Source organism: Bradyrhizobium sp. CCBAU 45321 (assembly GCF_028128975.1).
Taxonomy (GTDB): Bacteria; Pseudomonadota; Alphaproteobacteria; order Rhizobiales; family Xanthobacteraceae; genus Bradyrhizobium; species Bradyrhizobium yuanmingense.
The window spans coordinates 64,448-91,014 of the sequence record NZ_LFKZ01000119.1 but is presented as its reverse complement, the minus strand read 5'-3'; the positions used below and the strand labels follow the sequence as shown (position 1 = coordinate 91,014).

At 64.9% G+C, this 26,567-nt stretch carries 23 protein-coding genes; 17 read left to right on the top strand and 6 right to left on the bottom strand.

Annotated features, from left to right (window positions below; all coding sequences use genetic code 11):
• The 4 genes from xylB (at window position 1) to ACM43_RS15935 (ending at window position 5,190) form a co-directional block, all read left to right on the top strand.
• The gene (gene xylB / locus ACM43_RS15950) at window positions 1-1,446 is read left to right on the top strand and encodes a xylulokinase (protein ID WP_271541242.1); all 1,446 of its coding nucleotides are present in this window, start codon (window positions 1-3) and stop codon (window positions 1,444-1,446) included.
• A 138-nt stretch (window positions 1,447-1,584) separates the two neighbouring features.
• The gene (locus ACM43_RS15945; protein ID WP_271541120.1) at window positions 1,585-3,108 is read left to right on the top strand and encodes a sugar ABC transporter ATP-binding protein; all 1,524 of its coding nucleotides are present in this window, start codon (window positions 1,585-1,587) and stop codon (window positions 3,106-3,108) included.
• Complete coding sequence (locus tag ACM43_RS15940) at window positions 3,101-4,141, top strand: ABC transporter permease subunit (RefSeq protein ID WP_157282642.1); 1,041 nt, start codon at window positions 3,101-3,103, stop codon at window positions 4,139-4,141. Before ACM43_RS15945 ends, ACM43_RS15940 begins: the two co-directional genes overlap by 8 nt.
• Before the next feature lie 101 nt (window positions 4,142-4,242).
• Entirely contained in the window at window positions 4,243-5,190 is a 948-nt protein-coding gene (locus ACM43_RS15935; RefSeq protein WP_197946720.1) for an ABC transporter substrate-binding protein, read from the top strand.
• 131 nt (window positions 5,191-5,321) lie between these two features.
• Here ACM43_RS15935 and ACM43_RS15930 read toward each other — a convergent pair whose 3' ends face one another.
• From ACM43_RS15930 to ACM43_RS15920, 3 genes are all read right to left on the bottom strand, one after another.
• Window positions 5,322-6,857 (bottom strand): glucosamine inositolphosphorylceramide transferase family protein, encoded by a 1,536-nt coding sequence (locus tag ACM43_RS15930; RefSeq protein ID WP_271541116.1) that lies wholly within the window; start codon window positions 6,855-6,857, stop codon window positions 5,322-5,324.
• 29 nt (window positions 6,858-6,886) lie between these two features.
• Window positions 6,887-8,059, bottom strand: a complete 1,173-nt coding sequence (locus ACM43_RS15925) for a glycosyltransferase family 4 protein (protein WP_271541114.1) — start codon at window positions 8,057-8,059, stop codon at window positions 6,887-6,889.
• A 206-nt stretch (window positions 8,060-8,265) separates the two neighbouring features.
• Window positions 8,266-9,612: a lipopolysaccharide biosynthesis protein gene (locus ACM43_RS15920; RefSeq protein WP_271541112.1), complete on the bottom strand. Its 1,347-nt coding sequence runs from the start codon at window positions 9,610-9,612 to the stop codon at window positions 8,266-8,268.
• A 408-nt stretch (window positions 9,613-10,020) separates the two neighbouring features.
• On the opposite strand from ACM43_RS15920, the gene ACM43_RS15915 reads away from it, so the two are divergent.
• On the top strand, window positions 10,021-11,238 hold the full coding sequence (locus tag ACM43_RS15915; RefSeq protein WP_271541110.1) for an FAD-dependent oxidoreductase: 1,218 nt from the start codon (window positions 10,021-10,023) through the stop codon (window positions 11,236-11,238).
• Between the two features lie 19 nt (window positions 11,239-11,257).
• Here the strand turns inward: ACM43_RS15915 and ACM43_RS15910 are convergent, their stop codons facing one another.
• A complete protein-coding gene (locus ACM43_RS15910) occupies window positions 11,258-12,394 on the bottom strand; it encodes a GNAT family N-acetyltransferase (protein ID WP_271541108.1) in 1,137 nt (378 codons plus the stop codon).
• Window positions 12,395-12,708: 314 nt separating this feature from the next.
• A complete protein-coding gene (locus ACM43_RS15905) occupies window positions 12,709-12,831 on the bottom strand; it encodes a hypothetical protein (protein WP_271541106.1) in 123 nt (40 codons plus the stop codon).
• A 237-nt stretch (window positions 12,832-13,068) separates the two neighbouring features.
• Here ACM43_RS15905 and ACM43_RS15900 point away from each other — a divergent pair, with 237 nt between their 5' ends.
• On the top strand, window positions 13,069-13,329 hold the full coding sequence (locus tag ACM43_RS15900) for a hypothetical protein (protein WP_128262436.1): 261 nt from the start codon (window positions 13,069-13,071) through the stop codon (window positions 13,327-13,329).
• A 74-nt stretch (window positions 13,330-13,403) separates the two neighbouring features.
• Entirely contained in the window at window positions 13,404-14,693 is a 1,290-nt protein-coding gene (locus tag ACM43_RS15895) for a c-type cytochrome (RefSeq protein WP_271541240.1), read from the top strand.
• Window positions 14,694-14,723: 30 nt separating this feature from the next.
• Here the strand turns inward: ACM43_RS15895 and ACM43_RS15890 are convergent, their stop codons facing one another.
• Window positions 14,724-16,694, bottom strand: coding sequence for a 4Fe-4S binding protein (locus ACM43_RS15890; protein ID WP_271541103.1), 1,971 nt, complete (start codon window positions 16,692-16,694; stop codon window positions 14,724-14,726).
• A gap of 164 nt (window positions 16,695-16,858) precedes the next feature.
• Here ACM43_RS15890 and ACM43_RS15885 point away from each other — a divergent pair, with 164 nt between their 5' ends.
• The 10 genes from ACM43_RS15885 (at window position 16,859) to ACM43_RS15840 (ending at window position 26,027) form a co-directional block, all read left to right on the top strand.
• Entirely contained in the window at window positions 16,859-17,599 is a 741-nt protein-coding gene (locus tag ACM43_RS15885) for a biotin/lipoate--protein ligase family protein (protein ID WP_271541101.1), read from the top strand.
• Entirely contained in the window at window positions 17,596-18,135 is a 540-nt protein-coding gene (locus tag ACM43_RS15880) for a DUF6505 family protein (protein WP_271541099.1), read from the top strand. Before ACM43_RS15885 ends, ACM43_RS15880 begins: the two co-directional genes overlap by 4 nt.
• Window positions 18,132-19,139 (top strand): DUF6352 family protein, encoded by a 1,008-nt coding sequence (locus ACM43_RS15875; RefSeq protein WP_271541097.1) that lies wholly within the window; start codon window positions 18,132-18,134, stop codon window positions 19,137-19,139. The genes ACM43_RS15880 and ACM43_RS15875 overlap by 4 nt, the downstream gene beginning before the upstream one ends.
• Entirely contained in the window at window positions 19,136-19,651 is a 516-nt protein-coding gene (locus tag ACM43_RS15870) for a DUF3305 domain-containing protein (protein ID WP_157282656.1), read from the top strand. Before ACM43_RS15875 ends, ACM43_RS15870 begins: the two co-directional genes overlap by 4 nt.
• Entirely contained in the window at window positions 19,648-20,271 is a 624-nt protein-coding gene (locus ACM43_RS15865; protein ID WP_271541095.1) for a DUF3306 domain-containing protein, read from the top strand. The genes ACM43_RS15870 and ACM43_RS15865 overlap by 4 nt, the downstream gene beginning before the upstream one ends.
• Window positions 20,272-20,400: 129 nt before the next feature.
• Window positions 20,401-21,180 (top strand): molecular chaperone TorD family protein, encoded by a 780-nt coding sequence (locus ACM43_RS15860; protein WP_271541093.1) that lies wholly within the window; start codon window positions 20,401-20,403, stop codon window positions 21,178-21,180.
• Window positions 21,181-21,209: 29 nt separating this feature from the next.
• Complete coding sequence (locus ACM43_RS15855) at window positions 21,210-21,419, top strand: twin-arginine translocation signal domain-containing protein (protein ID WP_036005112.1); 210 nt, start codon at window positions 21,210-21,212, stop codon at window positions 21,417-21,419.
• Between the two features lie 13 nt (window positions 21,420-21,432).
• Entirely contained in the window at window positions 21,433-24,375 is a 2,943-nt protein-coding gene (locus tag ACM43_RS15850) for a formate dehydrogenase subunit alpha (protein ID WP_271541090.1), read from the top strand.
• A gap of 13 nt (window positions 24,376-24,388) precedes the next feature.
• Complete coding sequence (gene fdh3B / locus ACM43_RS15845) at window positions 24,389-24,985, top strand: formate dehydrogenase FDH3 subunit beta (protein ID WP_036005105.1); 597 nt, start codon at window positions 24,389-24,391, stop codon at window positions 24,983-24,985.
• Window positions 24,986-25,025: 40 nt separating this feature from the next.
• A complete protein-coding gene (locus ACM43_RS15840) occupies window positions 25,026-26,027 on the top strand; it encodes a formate dehydrogenase subunit gamma (protein ID WP_128262429.1) in 1,002 nt (333 codons plus the stop codon).
• The last annotated feature ends 540 nt before the right edge of the window (window positions 26,028-26,567 follow it).

The following is a 26,567-nucleotide window of genomic DNA, read 5'->3' as shown; positions in this document are numbered from 1 at the left end:
ATGTATCTCGGCATCGATCTCGGCACGTCGGCGGTCAAGACGGTTCTCGTCGATGATGCCCAGCGCGTGATCGCAAGCGAGAGCCGGTCGCTCGCGACCGTCTCGCCGCAACCGGGCTATTCCGAGCAGGATCCGGCGCAGTGGATCGATGCGACCTTCGCCACGCTGGATGCCCTCAAGGCGTCGCATGCCGATGCGTTAGCAGCGGTCGCAGGCATCGGGCTGTCCGGCCAGATGCATGGCGCCACGCTGCTCGATGCGAGCTTGAGGCCGCTGCGGCCCTGCATCCTCTGGAACGACGGACGCTCTGCGACTGAGTGCCGTGTCCTGGAGCAACGCTGGCCCGCCTTGCGCGAGGTGACGGGCAACAAGGCGATGCCGGGCTTCACCGCGCCAAAATTGCTCTGGATCGCCGCGCATGAGCCCGAGATCTTCGCGGCGACGAAACTCGTCCTTCTGCCAAAGGCCTATCTGCGACTGGTGCTGTCGGGCGAGGCCGTCGAGGACGTCTCGGATGCCTCGGGATCCTTATGGCTCGACGTCGCGCGCCGCGACTGGTCGGACGCAGCGCTGGCAGCGAGCGGCTTGTCGCGCGAGCACATGCCGCGCCTGGTCGAGGGATGCGCGCCCGCAACGATATTGCGCAGGGAGCTCGCGCGGCGCTGGGGCATGGTCAGGCAGCCGGTGATCGCGGGCGGGGCCGGCGACAATCCCGCGGGCGCCATCGGCATCGGCGCAATCCGGCCGGGAGCCGCTTTCGTGTCGCTGGGAACCTCAGGTGCGCTCATGGTCCCGACCGACCGGATCGCCGCCAATCCCGACCGTGTCGTGCACACGTTCTGCCACGCCATTCCCGGCATGTGGATTCAGGCCGGCGCGATCCTCTCGGCCGCTTCCTGCCTCGCCTGGCTCGCGCGCCTGTTCGGCGCCACCGAGGCCGAGCTGCTGGCGCCGCTTGGAGCACGACCGCAGGCGCCGTCGCCAGTGAGCTTCCTGCCTTATCTCGCCGGCGAGCGGACGCCGCACGACGACCCCGTCGTGCGCGGCATGCTGGATGGTCTGAGCCATGGCATCGATCGCGCGGCGATCGTGCAGGCGGTGCTCGAAGGCGTTGCCTTCGCGCTTGCCGATTGCCGCGATGCGCTCGCGGATGCCGGCATCGGGATTGCGGAAGCGGACGTGATTGGCGGCGGTTCGCGCTCTGCCTTCTGGCTCGCGGTGCTGGCGAACGTGCTGAACATTCCGATCCATCGCTTTGCTGGAGGTGAAACCGGCGCTGCGTTCGGTGCGGCGAGATTGGGGCGGCTTGCTGTCAGCGGTGAGGCAATCGAAGCGGTGTGCACACGTCCGCAACGCATCGAAGCATTCGAGCCCGACGTTGCACTGGTTGATGCCTACGCCGAGCGGCTTCCCGCCTGGCGTGAACTGTATCGGCCGCGCCACTAGCTGGCCCAATCTGGTTTGCATACTTCGGTATACGTGCCTTCGGTATTGCCCTGCGTCACCCGCTTTTGTTTAATGACCAAACCGCGTTGCTGAGAAACGAGACGCGGGTAGGAAACGCATTGTGCGCCGGGAGGCACGATGAACGATCCGATCCTCGAGATGCGCGGGGTCTCGAAGACCTTCTTCGGCATCAAGGCGCTGCGGGCCGTCGATCTCACCGTCTATCCCGGCGAAATTCACGCCCTGATGGGTGAGAACGGCGCCGGCAAGTCGACGCTGATGAAGATCCTGTCCGGCGCCTACCGGCCCGACCCGGGCGGCGAGATCCGCATCGAGGGCAGGGCGGTGCGGATCGAAGGCCCGCTCGGCGGCCGCGCGGCTGGCATCTCCATCATCTACCAGGAGCTGTCGCTCGCTCCCAATCTCAGCGTTGCCGAGAACATCTATCTGGGACGGGAGATATCGCAATCGGGCTTGCTGGCGCGCGGCGCCATGCGCGAGGGCGTCCGCCCGATCCTGAAGCGCCTGGGCGCGGACTTCCTGCCCTCGACGCTGGTGGCGCATCTGTCCATGGGGCAGCGGCAGCTGGTCGAGATCGCCCGTGCGCTGCACGTCAGATCGAAAATCCTCATCATGGACGAGCCGACGACCTCGCTGTCGGCCGCCGAAAGCGAGCGGCTGTTCGCGCTGATCCGCCAGCTTCGCGCTGAAGGGCTTGCCATCATCTACATCTCGCATCGCATGGACGAGGTCTATGCGCTCGGCGATCGCGTCACCGTGCTACGCGACGGCCGCCTGGTGGGTTCGCTCGACAAGCCCGAGATCCGCGCCGACACAATCGTTCGGCTGATGGTCGGCCGCGACGTCTCCTCGTTCTACAAGAAGGACCATGATCCGGAGGCGGGGCGGGGGCATCCCGTGCTCGCGGCGATCGACATGGCCGATGGCGGGCGCGTCAAGGGCTGCTCGCTCACCGTGCATGCCGGTGAGGTGGTCGGCCTTGCCGGCCTGATCGGCGCCGGTCGCACCGAGCTTGCGCATCTCATCATCGGTGCGTCGCCGAAAACCTCCGGCCGGCTCGAGCTGGAGGGACGTCCGGTCGAGATCCGCACGCCGGGCGAGGCGCTCGAGGCCGGCATCGCCTATCTGACGGAAGACAGGAAGGCGCTCGGCCTGTTTCTCGACATGTCGTGCCTGGACAACATCAACTTGGCCGTGCTCGGCCGCGATGCGAAGCTTGGCTGGTTTCTGGACCGCGACAAGGCACGCGAGCGCGCCGACCGCGCCTTTGCAGGCCTCAGCATCCGCGCCGCCAATGCCGGCGTTCCCGCCGGCGGCCTGTCAGGCGGCAACCAGCAGAAGGTGCTGCTGTCGCGGCTGCTCGCCATCGCGCCGAAGGTCCTGATTCTCGACGAGCCGACGCGCGGCGTCGATGTCGGTGCCAAGTCGGAAATCTATTCGATCATCGACAACCTCGCCAAGGCCGGCACCGCGATCCTCGTCATCTCGTCCGATCTGCCCGAGATCATCGGCATCTGCGACCGCGTCATCGTGATGCGTGCCGGGCACATTGCCGGCGAGGTCAGCCGCGGTCCGCATTCGCCGCTGGCGCAGGAAGACATCATGGGGCTTGCCACGGGGATGGAGCATCTCGATGCCTGACAATGGTGCTGTGGAGGCAAAGCCGGCATCGACGACGACCAACGGCGCTGCTGCGGAAACAAGACGCCAGCGGATGAGGATGCTGATCAGCGCGCTCGGCATGTTGCCGGTGCTGCTGATCCTCTGCATCGGATTCAACGTGCTGTCGGAAGGCCGCTTCTTCACCGGACAAAACCTCGGCATCGTATTGCAGCAGGCCGCTGTGAACACCGTGCTCGCCGCCGGCATGACCTTCGTCATCCTCACCGGCGGCATCGACCTGTCGGTCGGCTCGATCCTGGCCGCCTCCGCGATGGCGGGTTTGACGCTCTCCAAGATGCCGGAGCTCGGGATGCTGTGGCTGCCGGCGGCACTGCTCACCGGCCTCGTCTTTGGCATCGTCAACGGCGCGCTGATTGCGCTGCTTCGCCTGCCGCCCTTCATCGTCACGCTCGGCTCGCTCACCGCGGTGCGCGGCCTGGCGCGGCTGCTCGGGGCCGACACCACCGTGTTCAATCCCTCCATTCCCTACGCGTTCATCGGCAACGGCTCGCTGACGCTCATTCCCGGCGTCGCGTCGATCCCGTGGCTCTCGGTGATCGCATTGCTCGTCATTCTCGTCTCTTGGCTGGTGCTGCGCCGAACCGTGCTGGGCGTGCATATCTATGCCGTGGGCGGAAACGAGAGCGCAGCACGGCTGGCCGGCATCAAGGTCTGGGCCGTCCTGATCTTCGTCTACGGCATCTCTGGACTTTTCGCCGGGCTCGGGGGTGCCATGCAGGCGGCGCGGCTCTATGCGGCCAACGGCCTCCAGCTCGGTCAGTCCTATGAGCTCGACGCGATTACTGCGGTGATCCTCGGCGGCACCTCGTTCGTCGGCGGCATCGGCTCGATCTGGGGCACGCTGGTGGGTGCGCTCATCATCGCCGTGCTCTCGAACGGGCTCATCCTGATCGGTGTCTCCGACATCTGGCAATATGTGATCAAGGGCCTGGTGATCATCGGTGCCGTGGCGCTGGACCGCTACCGGCTGCAAGGCTCCGCGAGAACGTGAGAGGCCTGGCGCGCAGCGGCGTGCGCATGGCTTGAGACGAGATTCCGATGCGGCAACTGGTCTGCCGCGCCGGGGACGAAGACAGACCAGGGAGGAAGTCCATGTTGAAGACGATCATGCTCGCCGGCGCCGCCATGGCGCTTGCCCTGACCACCGCACCATCCTTCGCCAAGGAGCTCAAGTCGATCGGCGTCTCGCTGGGATCGATGGGCAACCCGTTCTTCGTCGCGCTGTCGAAGGGCGCCGAGTTCGAGGCCAAGAAGACCAATCCCAACGTGAAGATCACGACCGTCGGCTTCGAATACGACCTCGGCAAGCAGGTCACCCAGATCGACAATTTCATCGCCGCCGGCGTCGACCTGATCCTGCTCAATCCCGGCGACCCCAAGGCGATCGGGCCGGCCATCAAGAAGGCGCAAGCCGCAGGCATCGTCGTCGTCGCGGTCGACACCGCGGCCGAGGGCGCCGATGCCACCGTGACCACGAACAACGTGCAGGCCGGCGAGATCTCCTGCCAGTACATCGTCGATAAATTGGGCGGCAAGGGCGACGTCATCATCGAGAACGGGCCGCAGGTCTCCGCCGTGATCGACCGTGTGGTCGGCTGCAAGAACGTGTTCGCGAAGAATCCCGGCATCAAGGTGTTGTCGAGCGACCAGGACGGCAAGGGCTCGCGCGAGGGCGGCCTCACCGTCGCGCAGGGCTATCTGACCCGCTTCCCCAAGATCGACGCCATCTTCGCCATCAACGATCCGCAGGCGATCGGCACCGACCTTGCGGCGCGCCAGCAGAACCGAACCGGCATGATCATCACCGCCGTCGACGGCGCGCCCGATATCGAGGCCGCGCTGAAAGATCCGCAGTCGCCGCAGATCCAGGCGTCCGCGTCGCAGGATCCGTTCTTCATGGCACGGCGCGCCGTGCAGGTCGGTGTCGGCATTCTAAACGGCCAGAAGCCTGCTTCGACCGTCGAGTTGCTCCCGTCCAAGCTCGTGACCAGGGACAACGTCGCCGAGTACAAGGGCTGGACCTCGGATCGCTCACAGTAAGGCATCGCCCGTTGCTGGGGCGCCTCAAAAAGCAGGAGATCTGACGGGGCGGCGGTTCGAGCGCCGCCGCCCCGCGCGGGTCCCGTGCTGATTGCTAAAGCGCGCTGACGTTCATCCCAGTTGCATCGCCCTTAGCGCGCGGTGGAGGGATTGGTTCGCGCAGGTGATACGCCCGATGGAATTGCGCTCGCGAAGAGACTGGTCTTGGGCTGGACGCGCGATCCGTCGATGAACTCGAGCCGTCCGCAGCGGTTCAAAGTATGCAGCTTCCTGCCCGGCCATGCCGGTCCGGGTTTCAGAGTGTGGCGGACGACCTGCTTGAATGCCGTCGGCGACAGCTCGACCACTTCCGCCAGGGCAAGCGCTGCGCCGTATCCGTCGGTGCAATCCTGGACCGGCCGCCACAGTCTGTCATTGAGCGTGACGAAGTTTCCTGCCGGCCGCGTGCTGGCGCGGTCGATCAAGACTGGATTGCTGGCGTGGGGCAACCAGGGCCCCAGGAGGCGATCGGCGTAATAGATCGCCAGCGAATCCGAATAGCCACCCGTTCCGGCGCGCCAGGCGCCAAACAGATAATACAGGCCGTTGTGGCGCGTGATCGTGACGTCGGCCAGCTCGAGGCCGGAAAGGAGCGTTGCGTATCGCTCCCATTTGTCCGGAAACCGAGTGCATTTGTAGAGGGCGACGTCCCCTCGGGTCGAGCTCTCCGGGATCATCCACAGCTCGCCATCGTCCTCGATCAGGAACGGATAGGAGAGGTGACAGGGCTCCTCCAGCACCGGCATCACCTCGCCGATCGGCCCCGCGTCGTTGAACGCGATCGCGGAAATGATACCTTTTCCGACACGGTGATCGAGATCCTCGAAGAAGGCGAAGGTCCGTCCCTGCCACGTGACGGGAAAGGGATCGGCGTAGAAGTGGTTTCCAGGATCTCCCAGAACGTTCCAGCTTGGACCTGACAGGTCTCCGGTCTGCCAGACGCCCGGGCCGTCGTTGTAGCGCCATCCGACATGCCAATGCGGGGCATAGCAGCAGAGGCGATAGATCTCCTTGGCGATCGATACGGCAAGGCCGCGCGCCACGTAGCCAACGGGTCCGCGGCGCGGGACAGTTGAAGCGGGGCGCGGCAGGTGCGGCACGATGCGCGGCCTTCCCGACAGGATCGCCGCCAGCATGGTCAGGGTCCGCGCTATGACCGTTTCGAGCGCACCACTGAGGCCCGCAGCAATCTCACCGGACGGATGGCCGCGGTCGAGGACCGAACCGTCGATCTCGTTGACGATCTCGATCACGGGCAGGTCGCCGGCGAGGATGGCGGCGAGCGCGGCATTTTCGCCTGCGACGCCGTTGAACAGCGGCCGCAGATACAGCCGGGCCGGGCTCGCCGGATCGCGCGGGGCACTCGTGAAATCGACGATCACGTCGGCGGTGCCGATGCTAGCCCGTGCTGGTTCGGAGCTGATCGTCAGCCTGTCGGCGCCGCTGTGCTTGCCCTTGTGCAACACGATGCGTTCGAGCTCGAACAGCGCATCGAGACCTGCCGGCCGCGGCTCCGCCGTTGCCGTCCATGCAACTTGCACCGGCACGTCCCGGCCGTCGACCGACAGCGTCCTGCGGTCCATCCAGCGCCGCGCGTAGTCACGTTCACAGCGAAACTCGATGATCATGTCGAGCCAATCTGTTCCGACCTATCAGGTCAAACGACCCGGTCGAGAATTCGGACGTATTCCTCGACCATGGCATCTACCGAATAGCGCAGCCGCAGGCCTTTGGCGTTTTGTCGCAGCTCGTCACGTAATTGCTCGTCGGTTACCAACCTGGAGACCGCCGCGGAGAGCTTCGCATGATCGGAGGCATCGACGAAGAGTGCCGTCGGTCTGCCTTCGTAGGACAACACTTCGCGCAGGACGGGAAGATCGGTCACGACGGAGGGAACACCGGCGTTGGCGGCCTCCACCGCGGCCAGACCGAAGGTCTCGGCCTGGGTCGGAAAGACGAACACGTCGAGACAAGCAAGGAAGTCCGCCATCCGGCCGGGAGGAATCTCTCCAAGCAAATGCAGACGGTCCGAGACGTTCAAGTCGTTCGCGAGCTGCCTCAGCCGGGCCTCGTCGGCTCCCTGGCCGGCCAGCGCAAGATGCCAGGACGGTTGATCCGGCAGCAGACCGATCGCCAGATCGAGCCGCTTGTGCGGATGCAGCCGTGCCGCGCAACCGAGCAGGACGCGGTCCGGCGGCAGGTTGAATTGACCTCGTGCCGCCTCCTTCGACAGGGTAAGGGCCTTGTCGTCGAAGCCGTGCGGCACATGCACCATGCGCGACCGGTAGGCTGCGGGGTAGCGCGAATATTCGCGCTCCATGTCCTGCGAATTGAGCGTGATGCAGTCGAAGAAGCCGAGGCTGCCCATGGCGATGTCGGCGGTGCGGACCGGCCAGCTCATCGCCAGCGCGGATGAAACCTGATTGGCGACGACGGGTGCACGGCTGACGAGGCGCGTGACGCCGGCGCCGATGACGTTGCCGAAATGCTGGAAGGTCAAGACGGCGTCGGGCCTGGTGGTTCTGATGTGGCCGCCGAGCGTCCACAGCATCCGCAGCAGCGCCAGCGGATTGCCCGGCCGGCTCGGCGCGCAATAGAGCGTCTCGGGCGGCTCATCAAAGGAGTCCGATTTGCGGAAGAAGAACAGGTTGGTGACCCGGTAACCGCGCGCGGTCAGCCCGGCGCCGAGCAGCCGGGAGATCTCCTGTGCACCGGCGTTCTCGGCCTGGGTTTGCGCAAGAAGCACGTGGAGTTTTCGCCCACCGCCGTTCCGCGCAGGTGCCGTCGCGCTCGTCTCGTCCAGGTCCTTGTTCGGCTGATAATGGAGCACGGATCCCGACCCGCTAAAGCAACGAAATCTTCACCTTCTTAACTCCGTACCTATCATGCGGGCATCTCGCGGACACCGGCTAGCAACAAACTGAGTTAATACGGATCCATGGCGACGACGTCGTTCGCGCAGCATTTCCGCTGGTTCCCGGCTGGCGCGTTAACCAATCGGTCCTGCGCGTTCACCCCGGCGGCGCGTGCTGACACCTAGTCACGCGAGTCCGCGCTGCGAACGGCGTAATTGCCGCGCCTCGATGCTGGGAAGCGCAAGAGCACCAGAACGGAAGGATCCACCCCGCTGCGCCGGCGGCAGAGGACGTTCAGGGCGATGGTCGCGAGCGCGAGCGACACGGTCGTCGAGATCGCCGCGCCAAGCACGCCGAGGAAGGGGACCAGGACGAGAAATCCGACGAGCCGCAGCCCGACGTTGGCAGCGACCACCGGTACATAGATTCGTTCATGACCGGTCAGTTGCAGGATCGCAGCAGACGGGCCACCCGCCGCCTGGATGGCGGTTCCGATTGCGAGCACGATCAGGACCGAATGCTGTTCGGCGAAATGAGGTCCGAACAGGTTGAGGAGATAGGGGCCGCCGATCCAGATCGTGGCGAGACCGGCGACGACGCAGAGCCCAGTCACTTCCGCCATCAAGCGCGAGGTCCGCGCGAACTCCCCGTGGTTCTTGCTGAAATACAGCGACGGGAGCCGGCGCGCACCGAACGTGTAAAGCGCCGCGGACACCATGGCGAAAATGTTGGCGAGGCGCGAGGCGGCAAAGTAGATTCCCGCGGTCGTCGGATCCAGCATCCAGTAGACCAGAATGACGTCGAGATACTGATTGGCGACTTCGAGGATCGATGCGAGCCAGAAGTGCAGGGCACTCGAGCGCCAGCGTGACGTCTCTGAGCGCGCCGGCGTACTGCGCAGATCCGGCAGCACGCGCGCGACGGATACGATCTGCGCAACAAGGCCAACCGACATGGCGACCGTCATCGCCGCGAACAGCTCGGCCGGATCGAGTTGGCGATGGGCGAGCAGCATGACGAGCAGGAACACGACGACGAGGGCCCGCCAAAGGAACTCGCGGTTTCCTTCGCCCATGAGAATGCTGACCAGCGAGCGCGCGATCTGGCTGCCGAGCATCAATCCGGCATTGACGGCCGTGTAGGCCGACACCGCAAGGATCAGCAGCCACCAGTCGCCTCTCATGCTCGCGACGATCGCGATCCCGCCGATCACGATCAGCATTGCGACCGAGGCGATCTTCAAGCTCGATTGCAGCACGCCCTTGGTAAGGTCCGGCCTTTCGCCGACCTGATATTCGTTCAGGAATCGCACCAGCAGGGATTCCTGGCCGACCAGTCCTACGACGGCTGCGATCTGCGCGACCGACAGCCAGGTCGCAAAGATGCCGAAGCCGTCAGGCGACATCGTCCGCGCCGCCAGCGAGAACAACGCGAACGCGAGCACGCCGCTGCCGACCTTGAGCAGGATGGTCCCGGCAACGCCGCGCGTGACGTCGCGCCGCATGAACTGGAGAATGGATGCGATCATGGAAGGATTAAGGGAGCCGCGCTCCCCTGACGAGACATGTTCCGATACCGGCGAGAACCTAGCATGTCGAGCAATCGCGAGTGTTAATGGACGAGTTGGAGGATTCGGCGATCGCGGTGATACGGGTTGCTTCGTTCTGGAACATCGCTGTCTCCATTGTCCAACATCTGCGCGTTCCAACTCGCGCGACGGACGACACAACGCCGCATCGACGACTGAGAAGGCGAGATCTGGGGCTCGCGTGCAGAATGGATTCGGGACAGCAAGACGCGTGCCGCGGCGAGTCGGCGAACTGGGCACCTGCGGTCATTAACCTCAATCTCAGGAAATGTTCGCACCCGGCCCTGCGATGCGACATCAGGCGAGAGAATTGCACTGCAGACGCTGTTAACCGTGGGAGCCGGAGCCATGACGAGAACCGTGACCGAGCCGGTCGACGGGGACGAGACCGCAACCATCGACTCGGACGTCGCCATCGTCGGTGGCGGCCTTGCGGGATCGCTTGCGGCGGCCGTGCTGGCGCGGGCAGGGCGTCGCGTCGCTCTGATCGACAAGCGGGCAGTCCATCCGGATGAGTTTCGGGTCGAGAAGATCGGCGGCCATCAGCTGGAGCTGTTCGGCAAGCTCGGCTTTCTCGATGCGCTCGAAGATGTCGCGTGCCGATATGATCAAGTGCTCAACATCCGTGAGGGCAAGGTGGTCGATGTCAGCGTCGGCAGGGCTTACGGATTTGCCTATGCCGATCTCGTCGCAATGGCGCGTCGCCAGCTTCCGGATCCCTCCAACCTGATCGTCGATGAGGTCACAGCGATTGGCAGCAGCGGCGATGTCCAGCATCTCGAGCTGGCCTCCGGACGGCGCGTGACGGTGCGCCTCGTCGTTCTGGCCACCGGCATGGCGGGAGCCCTGGGCTACAAGCTCGGCATCAGGCGGCGCGTGCTGGCCGAGCGCCATTCGGTGTCGTTCGGTTTCACGATCGCGCGCAAGGATGGCACCCCGTTCGATTTCGAGGCGTTGACCTGTTACGGCGAACGCACCGCCGATGGCATCGACTATCTCAGCCTGTTTCCCGTCCACGCCGGAATGCGTGCCAATCTCTTCATGTTCCGCGATCCGACCGATCCTGTTATGCGCGAGTTGCGCCGCGAGCCGGAGGCGACAGTCTTGCGCCTGCTGCCGGGATTGCGGAGCTACCTCGGCGATTTCCGCGTGACCGATCGCGTCCAGAACTGGGTGATGGATCTGACCGTCGTCGAGGGGCATCTCCGGCCCGGAATCGTGCTCATCGGCGATGCGTTCCAGACCAATTGTCCCGCGGCCGGAACGGGCGTAGCCCGCCTGCTCGTGGACGTCGACCGTCTCTGCACCGAATATGTGCCGCGATGGCTCATGACTGCAGGCATGGGCCTGGAGAAGATCTCGCAATTCTATGCCGATCGCGACAAGATCGCGGCGGATCAGCAGTCGCTGAAGATGGCACGCTTCCGCCAGGCGCTGACCTCGCGCAATGATATCGGCTGGGACGTGCGGCGACGGTTGCACTTCCTGCGGCGCAGTCTTGCACACCGCGTCGATCAGATGCATCCGGGCTGGCTTGGGCGTGTCCGCGGCGCGCTGCGCGCTTGAGCTCTGCGACCTTCGCCGGTCAGCGCGTGGGCGTCGCAGTGTGCGCGGGTTGAACCTTCAGATCCGATAGCCGCTTGGCCGCCAGTTTGAGCCAGGGCGCCTGCTTCAGCGCGAAGAGGGCGATTGCGCCTGCGGCGCTGCCGACCTGCGTGACCTCCCACATCGGTGAAGGCTGTGCGCCGAACGATTTCTTGTATGGCTCGTCGCCGATTGTAAAGTCGAGCATTTGATCTCCGCGCTCGATACAATCTCGCGCCACTTGTTCGAACGTCAGCGCGCCGATGGACTGGCTCCTGTAGCCGGCGATGTCGAAGGCGCTCATGATGATGAGGAAGCTGCCGCGGTGACACAATCCGAGCACGGCAGCGATCACTTCGCCGTCCATCTTCATGGCATAGAGACGGACAAAAGAGCCAAGGCCTCGAAGGGCGACGTCGGAATAGAAGCCGTAATATTCGGGCCGCTGCAGCAGGTCTCCGTCGCCTTGTGCGTGAAAGCGCGGGCCGCGAAACTTCCTCATCACCTCCATCGTCTCGAGCACGGCGGCGCTGTCGCTGCAGCATGAGAAGCTCAGCGCGCCCTTCTTCTGCAGCTGGCGATATTTCTTGGCGAGCTCCTTCTGGTAGGAGCGATCCATCGCACTGGCCCGCCATTGCTCGTACGGCGCGACCAGAACCGTGGCGTAGGCGTTGGTGTTCATCGAAACGCGGCGGGACGTGGCCAGGAGGTCCTCGATCGGAAGCCGTCCGTCGGGCAGCTTGGCCATTCGCAGCAGATCGAAGGGGCGGACAAGGCGCCGAATCTGCGCGCATGCAGCCGCATCATGGAGCAATCGCGAGAACACGTCCGGGCTGCAAACCGGTGCCAGATAGTCGGAAACGCGTAAGTCGGCGAACTCGACGGTCCGTATCGGACCGCGCCGGATCCGGAGCAGCGGCAGCACCATGGCAAGGGCGCCGGTGTCGCGGTAACGCACCACGACGACCAGAGCCGTTGCATCCGTTTCCGGCGCGAGCCTGGTGTAGAGGCTGTGCAACCAGACCGGATGCTGGAAGGCAGTGGCAGCCGAACGATCGAACAGCTCTGCATATTCCGGAGACAGAAAGTCGAACGACGGCTCGATGGCGATGTCGAACGTGTTGCTGGGCTTATTCATGCGCAATCAAGAAAACCGGGATCATCCGCGAACGTCGCTCGAACCGTAGCTGCGCTTATACCAAGGCCGTTACAGGTCAGACACTGCCGCCGCGCAATTTGCGCCAATGCGTTCAACCATGCTCGTATGGTTACCGAATTCTGAAGCCGGAGGCGGAAATGGCGCGTGGAGCGCACCTTGCGCGGTGCCATCGTCTGCACGGCGCAGGCAATGATCTACGATCCTCGGCTGCAGGAAAACTATGGTTCGCAAGGTCGAGCTCGTTCCCTCCGTCGATCCTCGGGCCGATCGGGCTCAAGCGCGAGTGAGACTTCTCAGAGACGCACCCCGGTGGTGGCAAACGCGTGCGCGGCGGGCTCCTGCACGCGATCGAGGATCACCATCCCGGCAACCGCGATCACCACGGCCGCGACGCAGCCAAGCAAAAAAGCCTTCATCCTCAGCCTCCCTCGATTGGACCACGCCATCTATACGACAGGCCCTGCGGCGAGCAAGCTCGTCGATCGCATCAGCCATCCGCCCGCTAGGGGGCTCTTGAACACGGGATCGGCAGAAAGACGCATCGCCCATCGAGCCAAGGGACCGGAGCTCGGCGCTGCTGCGCTGCACGATCCGGAACGGATGCGGGTCTTGCAAGTTTCCTGCAGGCCTGGTGAGCGCATCGGAGGCTTGGCGTGAAATTACCGAGAACGATCCTGTGCTTCGCAGCACTTTGCATTGTCGAGGGCGCCCTGGCCCAGCCGGCGCAAACCAACTCGCCGACGGGGCAAACGCCTCCCGAGGACAAGGGCCAGCTCCAGCCGCAAGGTTGGACGGGTCCGATCAATACCGGCTCGGGTGGTGCGCCGCCCGAAAGCCCCCAGGGCCAGAGTCCGCCCGGAATGCAGCCCGCGCCGGAGGGGTCGTCCAAGACCACGACGGCACCGGCCAAGTAGATCGGTCCGGGATATTCATTTCCGTTGCCTGTTCTGGCAATCTCGAGCGGGTGAATGTCAGCAGGCGGCCAGGAATGAACAGATCGGCTCTGTGCACGAAGGTGGCCGCAGTGCTGTGGGCCATCTTTGCCGCATCGTCCGTGCATGCCGACATGGTCGGACATGGTGGCCCGATACGGGCTCTCGCCGTCTCGCCCAATGGCGACAGCCTTGTCTCCGGCAGCTTCGACACCGCCGTCATCCGCTGGTCGCTGAGGACGGATACGGCAGAGCAAGTGCTGCGGTATCATGCCGATGGCGTCAATGCCGTCGCCTTTGTCAAAGACGGCCGCATGATCACGGCCGGCGCCGATGCGCGCATTGCGGTGTGGACGGCGGGCCGGCCGGAGCCGGACCGGGTGCTGGAGGGACATGTCGCACCGATCGCAGCGCTTGCTGTGTCGTCCGATGGGACGCTTCTCGCATCGGCGTCATGGGACCGGACAGTGCGGCTCTGGTCGCTGTCGGACGGCACCTCCCGCGTGCTCGAAGGGCATACGCAGAACGTCAACGGTGTCGCTTTCCTGCCGGACGGCAGGCTCGTCAGTGTCGGCTACGATCTTGCGCTGCGCATCTGGCGTCTGCCGGATGGCCAACCTGACATCGTGACTTTGCCGGCGCCGCTGAACGCGGTAGCTGTCGCGCCGGATGGTGAAATCGTCACGGGCGCGGTCGATGGCAGGCTGCGCATGCTGACAACGGACGGCAAGGTCAGCGGCGAAGTCGCGGCCAGTCCGACGCCGGTGGTGGCCTTGGCCATGTCGGCGGACGGTGCGCTGATCGCTGCGGCCGGGATCGGCGGCACGGTGGCGATCATCGATCGCAAGTCGCGCAACCTGCTGCGCACCCTGGTTGGGCCCGGGCTGCCGGTGTGGGCGGTCGCCTTCCTTGCCGATCGCGAGACACTGATGACGGGTGGTGCGGACGGCAGAATCAGGCGTTGGAATGCCCGCACCGGCAATCCCATCGGTTCAAGCCTGATCGGCACACCGGCCGACCCGCTTGCGGCCTACGCCGGTGATCACGGCGCCGATGTGTTTCGGGCCTGTGTTGCGTGCCACACGCTCTCGGACAAGGAGGTGCAGCGTGCGGGTCCCACGCTTGCGGGACTCTACGGCCGCAAGATCGCTTCGGTGCCGGGATATCGCTTCTCTGATGCACTGAAGACGATGGACATCGTCTGGACGCCGGAAACCGTCGCACGATTGTTCGAAATCGGGCCGAATGCCTACACCCCCGGCACGAAGATGCCGGAGCAGCGCATCGGCTCGGCCGAGGACCGGCGCGCGCTGACCGACTTTCTGGGCCGCGCGACGTCGAGATGATTGCATTGCGCCGATTCGACGGCGTCCGCTTTAGTCCTTGCCGTTGCGTTCGCGGAGATAGTCATCCGTCGTTCGCGGCGGCGTTCGTTCCGGAACGCCCTTGAACGGATCGAATTGCTGTTCGCTCATGACCACGACGCGGCAGTCCGCGCACATCCTGAGCGCCTCGATTCGCTTGTCGCCGGCCGGATACATCCAGTGCCGGCCTTCGAGCTTGGCGGCGATGCGTTCGATCGTGCTCTTGACGCCGAAGGGCGTGCCGCAGCGGACGCAGAGCGCGGGCTCCTCTTCCTTGATGACAACGGCAGGCGCGCGTGCCGCCCGGAAATCGATCTGCGGCTTGAGGCTGATGACCTTTTCCGGACAGGTGCTCTGGCACAGGCCGCACTGCACGCAGGCATCCTCGATGAATTTCAGCACCGGCCGCTCGGGATCGTCGCGCAATGCGCCGGTCGGGCAGGCCGAGACGCAGGACAGGCACAGCGTGCAGCCATCGGTCTCGACGCTGATTGCGCCGACCGGCGCACCTTGCGGCAGCGCGATGACGTCGACCGGCTGCGGCGCCAGCCGGTGCAGCTCGCTGAGGGCGAACCGCAAGAGGTCGCGCCGCTTGCCGACGGTCTTGAAAGTTGCCGGCGTCGGGACCGCAGCGAGCGTGCCGATATCAGTCAAATGCGCGCCGAGCGCGTCGGGATCGTCGGTTTCGATGGTGGCGAGGCGACGGCCCGCAAATCCAAGGCCGCCGAGGATCGCCTCAGCCATCGCGATCGTCTGCGTCAATCCGGTCACGTCGTGGCGCGGCTTGCCACGGAGCAGGAAGCGCACGGCAGAGACGCCATAGGCGAAGGCGCCGACGATCGCCTCCAGCCCGACCTGCGTGAGCTCGTTGACGGCAAAGGGAAGCACGTTCGCCGGCAGGCCGTCGCCATGCCGCGCGAGGGCGTCGATCAACGGCGTGCCGTGCGGGCTGTCGTGAAAGAGCAGCACCGCATCCGCGCCGCCGGCCTCGCGATAGGCGAGCAGCATGGCGCGAAGTTTATGGAGCTGCGTATCGGCGGGCGGCAGCGCGTAGGAGGCCGCGCTGGTCGGGCAGGCCGCCGCGCATTGGCCGCAGCCCGCGCAGATATTCGGATCGATTGCGACATGATCGCCGACGGGCGTGATCGCCCCGGTCGGGCAAAGATCGAGACAGCGATGGCAGCCCGTGCGCTTCGAGCGCGAATGGGCGCAAAGCGCGGGCGCAACCTCGACATACTTCGGCTTGTCGAAGCTGCCGACGAGATCGCGCGCGGTCAGCACGGCGCGCAGCACCGCGGCGGGATCTTTCGCGTCGGCGCGGAGATAGCCGTCGCGCAGGTCGTGGGCGGGAAACAGTGGCGGACCGCCGGAAAGATCGAGCACGATATCGCAGCGCGAGGTGACCCCGCTTCGCGGCGGGTCGAGCACAAAGCGATCGCGCGAGGAGGGGCGGGGAGGCGCATAATCGTCGATGACAAGTTCGAATGCGCCGAAATGTCCCTTCGCGGAGCGGATCGTGCCCTTCACGATCGGGAACACCGTGGCAACCGGCGGCACCGTGTCATCGAGCTGCTTCAGCATCACGGTGACGTCGAGGTGATCGGCAAGCAGGCGGCCGGCCTCGATCGCGGCCTCATTGCGCCCGTAGATCAGGATGACGCCCTCGCTCGACAAGGTGACGAGAGGATAGTCCGGGGCGGGGATGGAGGCGGATGCAAGCAGAGCGGCCATTTTTGCGCCGGCGTGCGCGCCGTCGCGGGACCAGCCGGCCGTCTCGCGGATATTGACGAAGCCGATCGCATCAGGCCGCTCGCCGGCCTCGTCCGAAAATTGCGCCGCCTGCTGCGTGCAGGCGACCGTCAACACGCCTTCTGTCGCGGCCATGTTGCGGAAATGATCGAGCTCCGCCCCGCAGAGGTGGCGGAAGCTCTTGACCTCGCTGTTCGGACATCCGCGCCGGATCGCAGGCACGTCGAGGCGCATCGTGTCTTCGCACGAGCAGATCAGGATGGTCTTCGACGGCTGCTCCAGGTTAACTCCTCCGCCTTTCGGACGACGACGACGGACTCGCGCCGGCCCTTCGCCTCGTATAGACATTATCCATCGGGAAGAAAAGGAAAGCGGAGGACGGACTGCCGTCGATCCCAGTGAGCCATGTTTCCGCGGCGGAACCGATCCACCTGCCGCCGCCGTTCACATTGGTGCGATTGCGCGAGAGCGGCGACGCTTTTGCCCATGCATGCCGCATCGCACCGGAGAGCGGCGCCGGAACGCTCGTCTATGTCGGCCGCTTCGACCTCGCCGAGTTCGCCGTGGTGCTCGAGCCGGCCGAGCCGTTGCGCAGTGCGCGGCGTGCGTTCTACGCAGGCATGGTCGCGCTCACCGACGCGCTTCGCGCCTATGCACCGCCGAGCAAGCCGATCACGATCGGCTGGCCGGATGCGGTCAGGATCGACGGGGGGCTGGTCGGCGGCGGACGGATGGGTTGGTGTTCCGGAGCTGACGAGGACGCGCCGCCGCCCTGGCTGGTCTTCGGCGCCATGATACGGACGGTTGCCATGAACGATGACGATCCAGGCGTCCACCCGCTGGCCTCGGCGCTTGACCAGGAAGGCTTTGGCGAGGCGGGCGCGGCGCAGATCACGGAAAGCTTCGCCCGGCACCTGATGCTGGCGCTGGACGGCTGGCGGGTCGACGGCTTCGACAGCGTCGCGCGCGACTATCTCACGCGAATGCCACGTGAAAGGCAGACGATTCAGCGCATCGATGATTGCGGCGACCTCCTGACACGCCGCATCGGGACGGAGATGATCGAACGAAGGGACCTCGTCCAGGCGCTCGCGGCGCCGTCCTGGCTCGATCCGACCCTCGGAGGACCGCGCCTGTGAAACTCCTGCGCACCATCGCGCTCGATCCCTCCGACACCTTCGTGTTCGACGTGGCGGCAGAGCCGGGCGAATGGGCCGTCTCCGGCGCCTTCCGCTTCTGGGATTGCGATGGCGGCAAGCTCGAGGGCAAGGCCCGCGCGGCGTTTCGCGGTGGTTTCCTCGGGGTGCAATCCTGGGGCTGGTCGACGCTGGCGCAGATCGTTCCGGCGACCGCGGACGATTACCACGGCCTGGTCGATCTGCTGGCGAGGCAATTGGTCGATCGTTTCGGCGCGCCGGATATGGCGGCAGCGAAAACGGCCGCCGAAGAGGAGGTCGCTTTCGCCCAGTCGCTCTGCAGCCATCCCATCAGCTCGCTTATTGCGGTGCGCCGCACCTCGAGCGACGGGGAGGTCCGCGAGTCGTTCCGCCGGCTGCAGCTCCGGGAAGGGCAGGGGCATGGCAAGGCGTTCTCGTTCATGGAGATGGAGGACGACGTCCAGCCGGACGGCGATCTCAGGCTTGCGGATCTCGGCCGGGAGCCGACCGTCCGATGAACGATTTCTGGATCGCCTGTGGTCACCACCTGCTCGATCGCGACGAGGGCGGCGGCCTGCGTGTCACGGACGAATTTCTCAAGGCCTATTTTGCCCGTCCCGAGCTGATGCCGCCGGACGAGGCGTGTCCGGTCGAACGCCGGCTGCACCGCGAGTTGCTCGCCGACCCGCGCCAGGCCGTCGGCGCCGGCGAGATCGCCGCGATTGCCGATGCGGATGCCAGGGAGAATTGGCAGTTCGTGCTGGCGTTCCGCGATCTTCTGCTGCGGCATCCGACGCTCGAAGCCGCCTATCTTGCCTGGGTGCGATCAGGGGCGAACGATCTGCCGCCGCTGTTCGTCAACCAGCTCGTGCACGTCATCCTGCGCAACGCGCTCGATGGCTGTGACGACCCGTTCGTGCTGCGCGCGGCCGAATTGTTCTTCCGGATCCAGCGCGTTCTCCCACATGAGCACGCTTTGTTGCTGGGAGACGAGGAGGTCGTCGGCGGCCGGAGCCCGACCCCGGTGCTCTCGCTGATGTCGATGCTCGGCGCCACCACCGATGCGGTGGTCGAGGTGTTGGGCGAGGAGAATGCCGAGGCCTATTGGCACCGCAGCGACCAGTTCGACATGGCCCTCGACCTGACCGCCGATGGCCGCGGACCTGTAGCGCTGGCGCAGGCGATGACGCGTTGGGTCTCCCATCTGCTCGGCATCGATGTCGTGATCGAGCCGCTACGGGCGCTGCACGAGGCGAAGCTGACCTGGTATGTCGGGCTCGATGCCGATGCCACGAGGCTCGGCGACCGTCTGTGGCACGGCGAAGAGCTCGGCGAGCGCGACGCCGATCGCGTGCTCGCGCTGTTCCGGCTGACGTTTGCGGATTCCAGCCGTGCCCTCGACGATGTCGGGGATGAGCCGGTCTACCTGATCCTGTCGATGACGGCGGATCAGAAGCTGCGGATGAAGCCACAGAATCTGGTGACCGGGTTGCCGGTGAAGCGGCTGGAGATGGCGACATGAGCCCCGCGGCATTGCCGTCCCTCTCGATTGCCGTCGGCGTCGTGGTCGAGCGGCGCAAAGCCGACTCGCCTTGGGTCGATTTCATCTGGCGCGGAATTGCTGTCCTGCCGGACGAGCCGTCGACCCAACCCTGGACCGTGCTTCGCGAGCAGGACGGCACGACCCTGTTCTATGCCGGAAGCGCGACCATCGATCTCTATCCGTCGGAGACGGCGCGCTATCGCGACAATCTCGCCTCCGGCCGTCCGAGCATCTGGGTCGTGCTGTCGCCCGCGGAAGGCGCCTGGCCCTACGCCGTCACCGCGGTGACCGCCGACCCCGCCGAGGGCGAAGGCTTTACCGAAGCCGCCGACAATCTCGTCGAGGCCGTGCCGATGCCGGAAGTGCTGCGCGAGGCGATTGAAAGCTTCGTGGCCGAGCACCATGTCGAGCGCGAATTCGTCAAGCGCAAGCGGCGCCGTGCCGATCCGGAGGCGCTGGCGCGGCGCGAACATGAAGGCGGACAGGAATGAGTGAGGAGGACTTCCTTGCGCGTTGGTCCCGCCGCAAACAGCAATCGCGAGCGGAGCCGGCAAAGCCTGCCCCGGCGCAGCCCGCGCCGCCGCTCGAATCAAAAGAGGACGAGACTGAATTCGACCTATCGAGTCTGCCCTCGATCGACGAGATCAATGCTGCCACCGACATCACGGCTTTCCTCGGCAAGGGGATTCCTCGGGAGTTGAGCCGTGCGGCCCTTCGCCGCGCTTGGGCGACCGATCCCGCGATTCGCGACTTCGTCGGGCTTGCGGAGAATGCATGGGACTTCAACGACCCGACGGCGATGCCGGGATTTGGCCCGCTGGATTGCTCCTCGGAGGAACTGGCAGCACTGGTCGATCGCATCGTCGGCGGCGTGCGCGAGGCGGCTCAGTCTGCGGCCCAGTCTCTTGCCGAGGCATCGATCGAACCGGCGGATTCTCCGGCGGAATCGCATCAAGCCGATGTGGCACTTGTTTCCAATGTCGTTGAGCCGCCCGATGAGACGCGGCACCAGGCAATTCCTGCTGCAGTGCAACCGGCAGTGGGTGAAGGACCTGCGGATTCTGCGGAGCCGGTGAGGTCCCGCACGCATGGTGGTGCACTGCCGCGCTGACCCACGACCAAAGGCTATAGGGAGAGGCTATGGCAGGCGATTGACCGTAGCAGGAACCCGGATTACGCTACCTACTGCTTTGTAACAAAAGCGATAATCGAGCAGACGGGACTTGGATGGGAGGTCCACGTGCGGGATGACGGGCTTGATCGAGCGATCGATGCCGCAGGCGGCATCGCTCAGCTTGCACGCAAAATAGGCATCAGCCAGCCGTCCGTCTCGAATTGGACCCGTGTGCCCGCACAACGGGTGGTTGCAGTCGAAACGGCGACCGGCGTCTCCCGAAACGATCTGCGGCCCGATCTTTACGGTGAGCAAGCCGGCTCAGCCGAACTCGTCGATTCCATCGATGCGGCGCGCGCGCAGGAATACGCCTTGCTCGCGGTGCTGCTGTCTGCGCCTCCGTCGAAGCGCCTGCTCGATCAGCTCGCCGCGCTCAGCGGAGACGCGACGCCGCTCGGGCGCGCGCATGCGGCGCTTGCCGAGGCCGCCTCGAACGCCGTCCCAGCGAAGGTCGAGCGGGAGTATTTCGATTTGTTTGTCGGGCTCGGCCGCGGTGAATTGCTGCCCTATGCTTCCTATTATCTCACGGGCTTTCTCAACGAACGGCCCTTGTCGCGCCTGCGCGGCGACCTGATGACGCTCGGCATCGAGCGTATCGCCAACGATTCCGAACCCGAAGATCACGCTGCCATCCTGTGCGAGATCATGTCGGGCCTTGCCGATGGCCGCTTCGATGCCTCGCACGAGGCGCAGCGCGCCTTCTTCGAAAAGCACGTGTCGCCATGGATGGGGCGGTTGTTCGCCGACATCGAGAACGCGGGGACTGCCCGTTTCTATCGCGCAGTCGGCGCGCTCGGCCGCAGTTTCATCGAAATCGAGACGGAAGCATTTACATTCGCCAGCTGACCGAGGCGCTTCGGTCCGGGAGAGATGCGATGAGTGACGAGACGAAAGCAAAGGTCGGACGCCGCGATTTCCTGCGCAAGGTCGGCTTGGGTACCGCCGGTGCCGGCGCGGCGCTTGCGACACCGTTGGTCGGGTCCGCCCAGGCCGACAGTGAAACCAACGATGAGAAGCGCAAGGCGCGCTACAAGGAATCCGATCACGTGAAGACGTTCTACCGCGTCAATCGTTATCCGGCCTGAGAGGGAGGCTGCCGTGCTTATCAAGCGAACACACCAGCGTTCCGATCGCCGCGGTTCCGTCGCCGAATCCCTTGCGGGGCAGGGCGGGGGACTTGATCGCCGCACATTCCTGCGCAAATCCGGTCTGGCCGGCGGCGCGCTCGCCGCGCTCGGGGCCATACCGGTCGGCAACGTGCGAAAGGCGGAGGCGGCCGCCGCCGGCCCGCTCGCGGCCGGCGCCACCGTCAAGAAGAGCATCTGCACGCATTGTGCCGTGGGCTGCACGGTGACGGCGGAAGTCCTCAACGGAGTCTGGATCGGGCAGGAACCGAGCTGGGATTCGCCGATCAACCGTGGCTCGCATTGCGCCAAGGGCGCCTCGGTGCGCGAGCTCGTGCATAGCGATCGCCGCCTGCGCTATCCGATGAAGCTGGTGAACGGGCAGTGGACGCGCGTGTCGTGGGACACGGCGGTGAACGAGATCGGCGACAAGCTGCTGCAGGTTCGCGAGAAATCGGGCAGCGATTCCGTCTATTGGCTCGGCTCGGCCAAGATGACCAACGAAGGAGCCTACCTGTTCCGCAAGTTGGGCGCGTTCTGGGGCACCAACAACACCGATCACCAGGCGCGGATCTGCCACTCCACCACCGTCACCGGCGTCGCCAATACCTGGGGCTACGGCGCGATGACGAACAGCATCAACGACATGCGCAACTCCAAGACGATGCTGTTCATCGGCAGCAACGCGGCGGAAGCGCATCCGGTCAGCATGCAGCACCTGCTCGAATCGAAGGAGCTCAACAAGGCGAATTTCATCGTCTTCGATCCGCGCCTGACTCGCACGGCGGCACATGCCACCGAATATGTCCGCATCCGTCCCGGCACCGACATTCCGGTGCTCTACGGCATGATGTGGCACATCCTGAAGAACGGCTGGGAGGACAAGGAATTCATTGCCCAGCGCGTCTACGGCTTCGACGACCTGCGCAAGGAGGTCGAGAAATGGAATCCGCAGGAGGTCGAGCGCGTCACCGGTGTGCCCGCCGCGCAGCTCGAGCGCGTCGCCAAGACATTCGCGACGGTCAAGCCCGCGACCATCATCTGGTGCATGGGCCAGACCCAGCACACGGTCGGCACCGCCAACGTGCGGGCGAGCTGCATCGCGCTGCTGATGACGGGCAACGTCGGCAAGGCCGGGGCCGGCGCCAACATCCTGCGCGGCCATGACAACGTGCAGGGCGCGACCGATGTCGGGCTCGATATCGTGACGTTGCCGTTCTATTACGGCCTCGCGGAGGGCGCCTGGAAGCACTGGTCCCGGGTCTGGGAGGTCGACTACGACTATCTCGTCTCGCGCTTCGACGAGAAGAAGCAGATGGAGACGCCAGGCATCCCGCTGACGCGCTGGTTCGATGCCGCGCTGTTGCCGAAGGCCGACGTCGCACAGAAGGACAACGTCAAGGCCGTGTTCGTGCAAGGCCATGCCAGCAACAGCATCACGCGCATTCCCGAATCGCTGAAAGGCCTGAAGGCGCTCGAGCTGCTGGTGATCGCCGATCCGCACCCGACCACCTGGGCGTCTCTGGCGGTCGAGGCCGGGCGCAAGGACGGCGTCTATATCCTGCCCGTGGCGACGCAGTTCGAATGCGCGGGATCGCGCGTCGCCTCCAACCGCTCGATGCAATGGGGCGAGCAGATCGTCAAGCCGATCTTCGAATCCAAGGACGACCTCGAGATCATCTATCTGCTGGCGAAGAAGTTCGGCTTCGCCGACAAGATGTTCAAGAACATCAAGGTCGAGAACAATCTTCCGGTCCCCGAGGACGTGCTGCGCGAGATCAACCGTGGAAGCTGGTCGACCGGTTATTGCGGCCAGTCGCCGGAGCGCATCAAGGCGCATATGAAGAACCAGCACAAGTTCGACCTGGTGACGATGCGCGCGCCCAAGGACGATCCGGAAGTCGGCGGCGATTATTACGGCCTGCCTTGGCCGTGCTGGGGTTCGCCCGAGGTGAAGCATCCCGGCTCGCCGCTGCTCTACAACAACAATCTGCACGTCATGGACGGCGGCGGCGCATTCCGTCCGCGCTTCGGCATCGAGCGCGAGGAGAAGCTGCCCGACGGCACGACGCGGAAGGTGAGCCTGCTCGCCGACAAGTCTTTCTCCAAGGGATCGGAGATCGAGGACGGCTATCCCGAGTTCACGCTGGCGAGCCTGAAGAAGCTCGGTTGGGACACGGATCTCACCGAGGCCGAGATGGCGACCATCCAGCGGGTCAACCCGGCCAATCCGGATGCGGTGTCTTGGGCGCTCGACCTCTCCGGCGGCATCCAGCGCGTCGCGCTGAAGCATGGCTGCGTGCCCTTCGGCAACGGCAAGGCGCGCATGAATGCGTTCGGTCTACCGGATCCGATCCCGGTGCACCGCGAGCCGATCTACACGCCGCGCGTCGACCTCGTCGAGAAGTATCCGACCTTGCCCGATGCCAAGCAGTTCCGTCTGCCCAACATCGGCTTCTCGGTGCAGAAGGCGGCGGTGGAGAAGGGGATCGCCAAGCAGTTCCCGCTGATCCTCTCCTCCGGACGTCTCGTCGAATACGAAGGCGGCGGCGAGGAAACCCGCACCAATCCGTGGCTCGCCGAATTGCAACAGGACATGTTCATCGAGATCAGCCCGGCTGATGCCGCTGACCGCGGCATCAAGGACGGCGGCTGGGTCTGGGTGAGCGGCGCTGAGAACAACTCGCGGGCCAAGATGAAGGCGATGGTGACCGAACGCGTCGGCAAGGGCGTCGCCTGGATGCCGTTCCATTTCGGCGGCTGGCTCGGCGGTAACGACCTGCGCAAGAACTATCCTGCCGGCACCGACCCGATCGTGCTGGGCGAGAGCGCCAACACGATCACGAGCTACGGCTACGATCCTGCAACCGGCATGCAGGAGCCGAAGGTCACCCTTTGTCAGATCGTCGCAGCCTGAGAGGAGCACGCACATGGCTCGGATGAAATTTCTCTGCGACGCTGATCGCTGCATCGAGTGCAACGCCTGCGTCACCGCCTGCAAGAACGAGCACGAGGTGCCCTGGGGCATCAACCGGCGGCGTGTCGTCACCATCAACGACGGCAAGCCGGGCGAGCGCTCGATCTCGATGGCCTGCATGCACTGCACGGACGCGCCCTGCGCGGCGGTGTGTCCGGTGAACTGCTTCTACACCACGGCCGATGCCGTGGTGCTGCACTCCAAGGACCTCTGTATCGGCTGCGGCTATTGCTTCTACGCCTGTCCGTTCGGCGCGCCGCAATATCCAAAGGTCGGAAACTTCGGCTCGCGGGGCAAGATGGACAAGTGCACCTATTGCGCCGGCGGCCCGGAGGCCGACGGCAGCAAGGAGGAATACGCGAAATACGGTGCGAACCGGCTGGCCGAAGGCAAGCTGCCGCTCTGCGCGGAAATGTGCTCGACCAAATCGTTGCTTGCGGGCGACGGCGAGATCATCGCGCAGATCTACAAGGAGCGCGTCATGAAGCGCGGCTACGGCTCCGGTGCGTGGGGCTGGAAGACCGCATATCGCGAGGCGATCGAGTCCTGAGGTGGCAACAGAAGGGCGCGCAAATACCGGGGAGGACGTGATGGCGTCATTTGGAAGGTTCATTCGCCTGGCGTTCGGCGTTTGCACGCTGCTTCTCTTGGCGATGGCGGCGCCTGCGAGTGCTCAGCAGGTCAATCCGACTGCAAGCGCGGTCAAGGAGCAGCAGCTTCTGCAGGAGCTGAACCGGATTCAAGGGCGTGTCAGCATTCCGGATCAGCGGTCCGGCGTTCTCGAGCAGCCGCAGGGGCGGGAATGGCGGGAATTCCGCATGGTGACGCTGCCCTGGATCGGCGGCGTTGCCATCATCGGCATGATCGCCCTGATCATGATCTTCTATCTCACCCGCGGCATGGTTCGACTGGAAAGCGGCCGCTCGGGCCGCACCATCGTGCGCTTCAACGGTTTCGAACGTTTCGTGCACTGGATGACGGCAACCTGCTTCATCATCCTGGCGATCTCTGGCCTCAACGTCACCTTTGGCCGGCAACTGCTATTGCCGCTGATCGGTTTCGAGGCCTTTTCCGAATGGTCGCAATGGGCCAAATACGCCCACAATTATCTGAGTTTCCCGTTCACGCTGGGGGTCGTCCTGATCTTCCTGATGTGGATCGGCGGCAACATTCCCAGCAAGGTGGATATCGAATGGGCCAAGCGGGGTGGCGGCCTGATCGGGCATGACCATCCGCCGGCCAATCGCTTCAATGGCGGCCAGAAAATGATCTACTGGATCGTCGTGATCGGTGGTGGGCTCGTCGCGGCGAGCGGCTATGCGCTGATGTTCCCGTTCTACGGCACAGGTATCGAAAGCATGCAGATGGCCCAGATCGTCCACTCCATTGTGGCGGTCCTGTTCGTCGCGGCGATGATCGGGCACATCTATATCGGCACCATCGGCATGGAAGGTGCGTTCGCGGCCATGGGCTCGGGCGAAGTCGACGTCAACTGGGCGCGCGAGCACCACAGCCTCTGGCTCGACGAGCAGATGGCGCGAACGGGACCGAACGACGGGCAGCGGCAACCCGCGACCGCAGCGGCCGAATAAAGCGAGCCTGCCCGCCTACCGCAGCTCTTTCGCAAACAAAACGGAGCGGTCCTGCAGCTCCTGCTCGGGAAGCTTGTCGGCCCGTCCCGTTGCATGTCTTGAATGGACGCCATGCCGGGCTGACCGAAGTGAGGCACTGGATGCGGCCTGAATACGCTATTGGCCGCACCGGCGAGAAGCATGGCTGCGATTAGCGAGAGCATGAGGAGTTTCATGCGCGTCTCCGTCTGCCATCTCCACCCGGCACGATGAATACATCCGGATCGTCGAATCGGATGTGAGCCGCTTCACAGCGATGGGTTCCGTGGGCCGAGCTCCCCTGACGACAGTCAACTTCGGCGTCAAACTGGACATCTGCTTGCCACTACGAGCGCCCATCCCGCATCGGCGCGGTGATCCGCTGAGGCGGAATTCCCCCATCAGGCCAGCCATTTGGCTCGCATTCCGTCGGCTCGTCAGGGATCAGCGCGAAACTGGTCCGGCTCTTGCTCTTGTCAGTATGAGAAATCTTGATAAACGTCATACTGTAAAGGCGGGCGA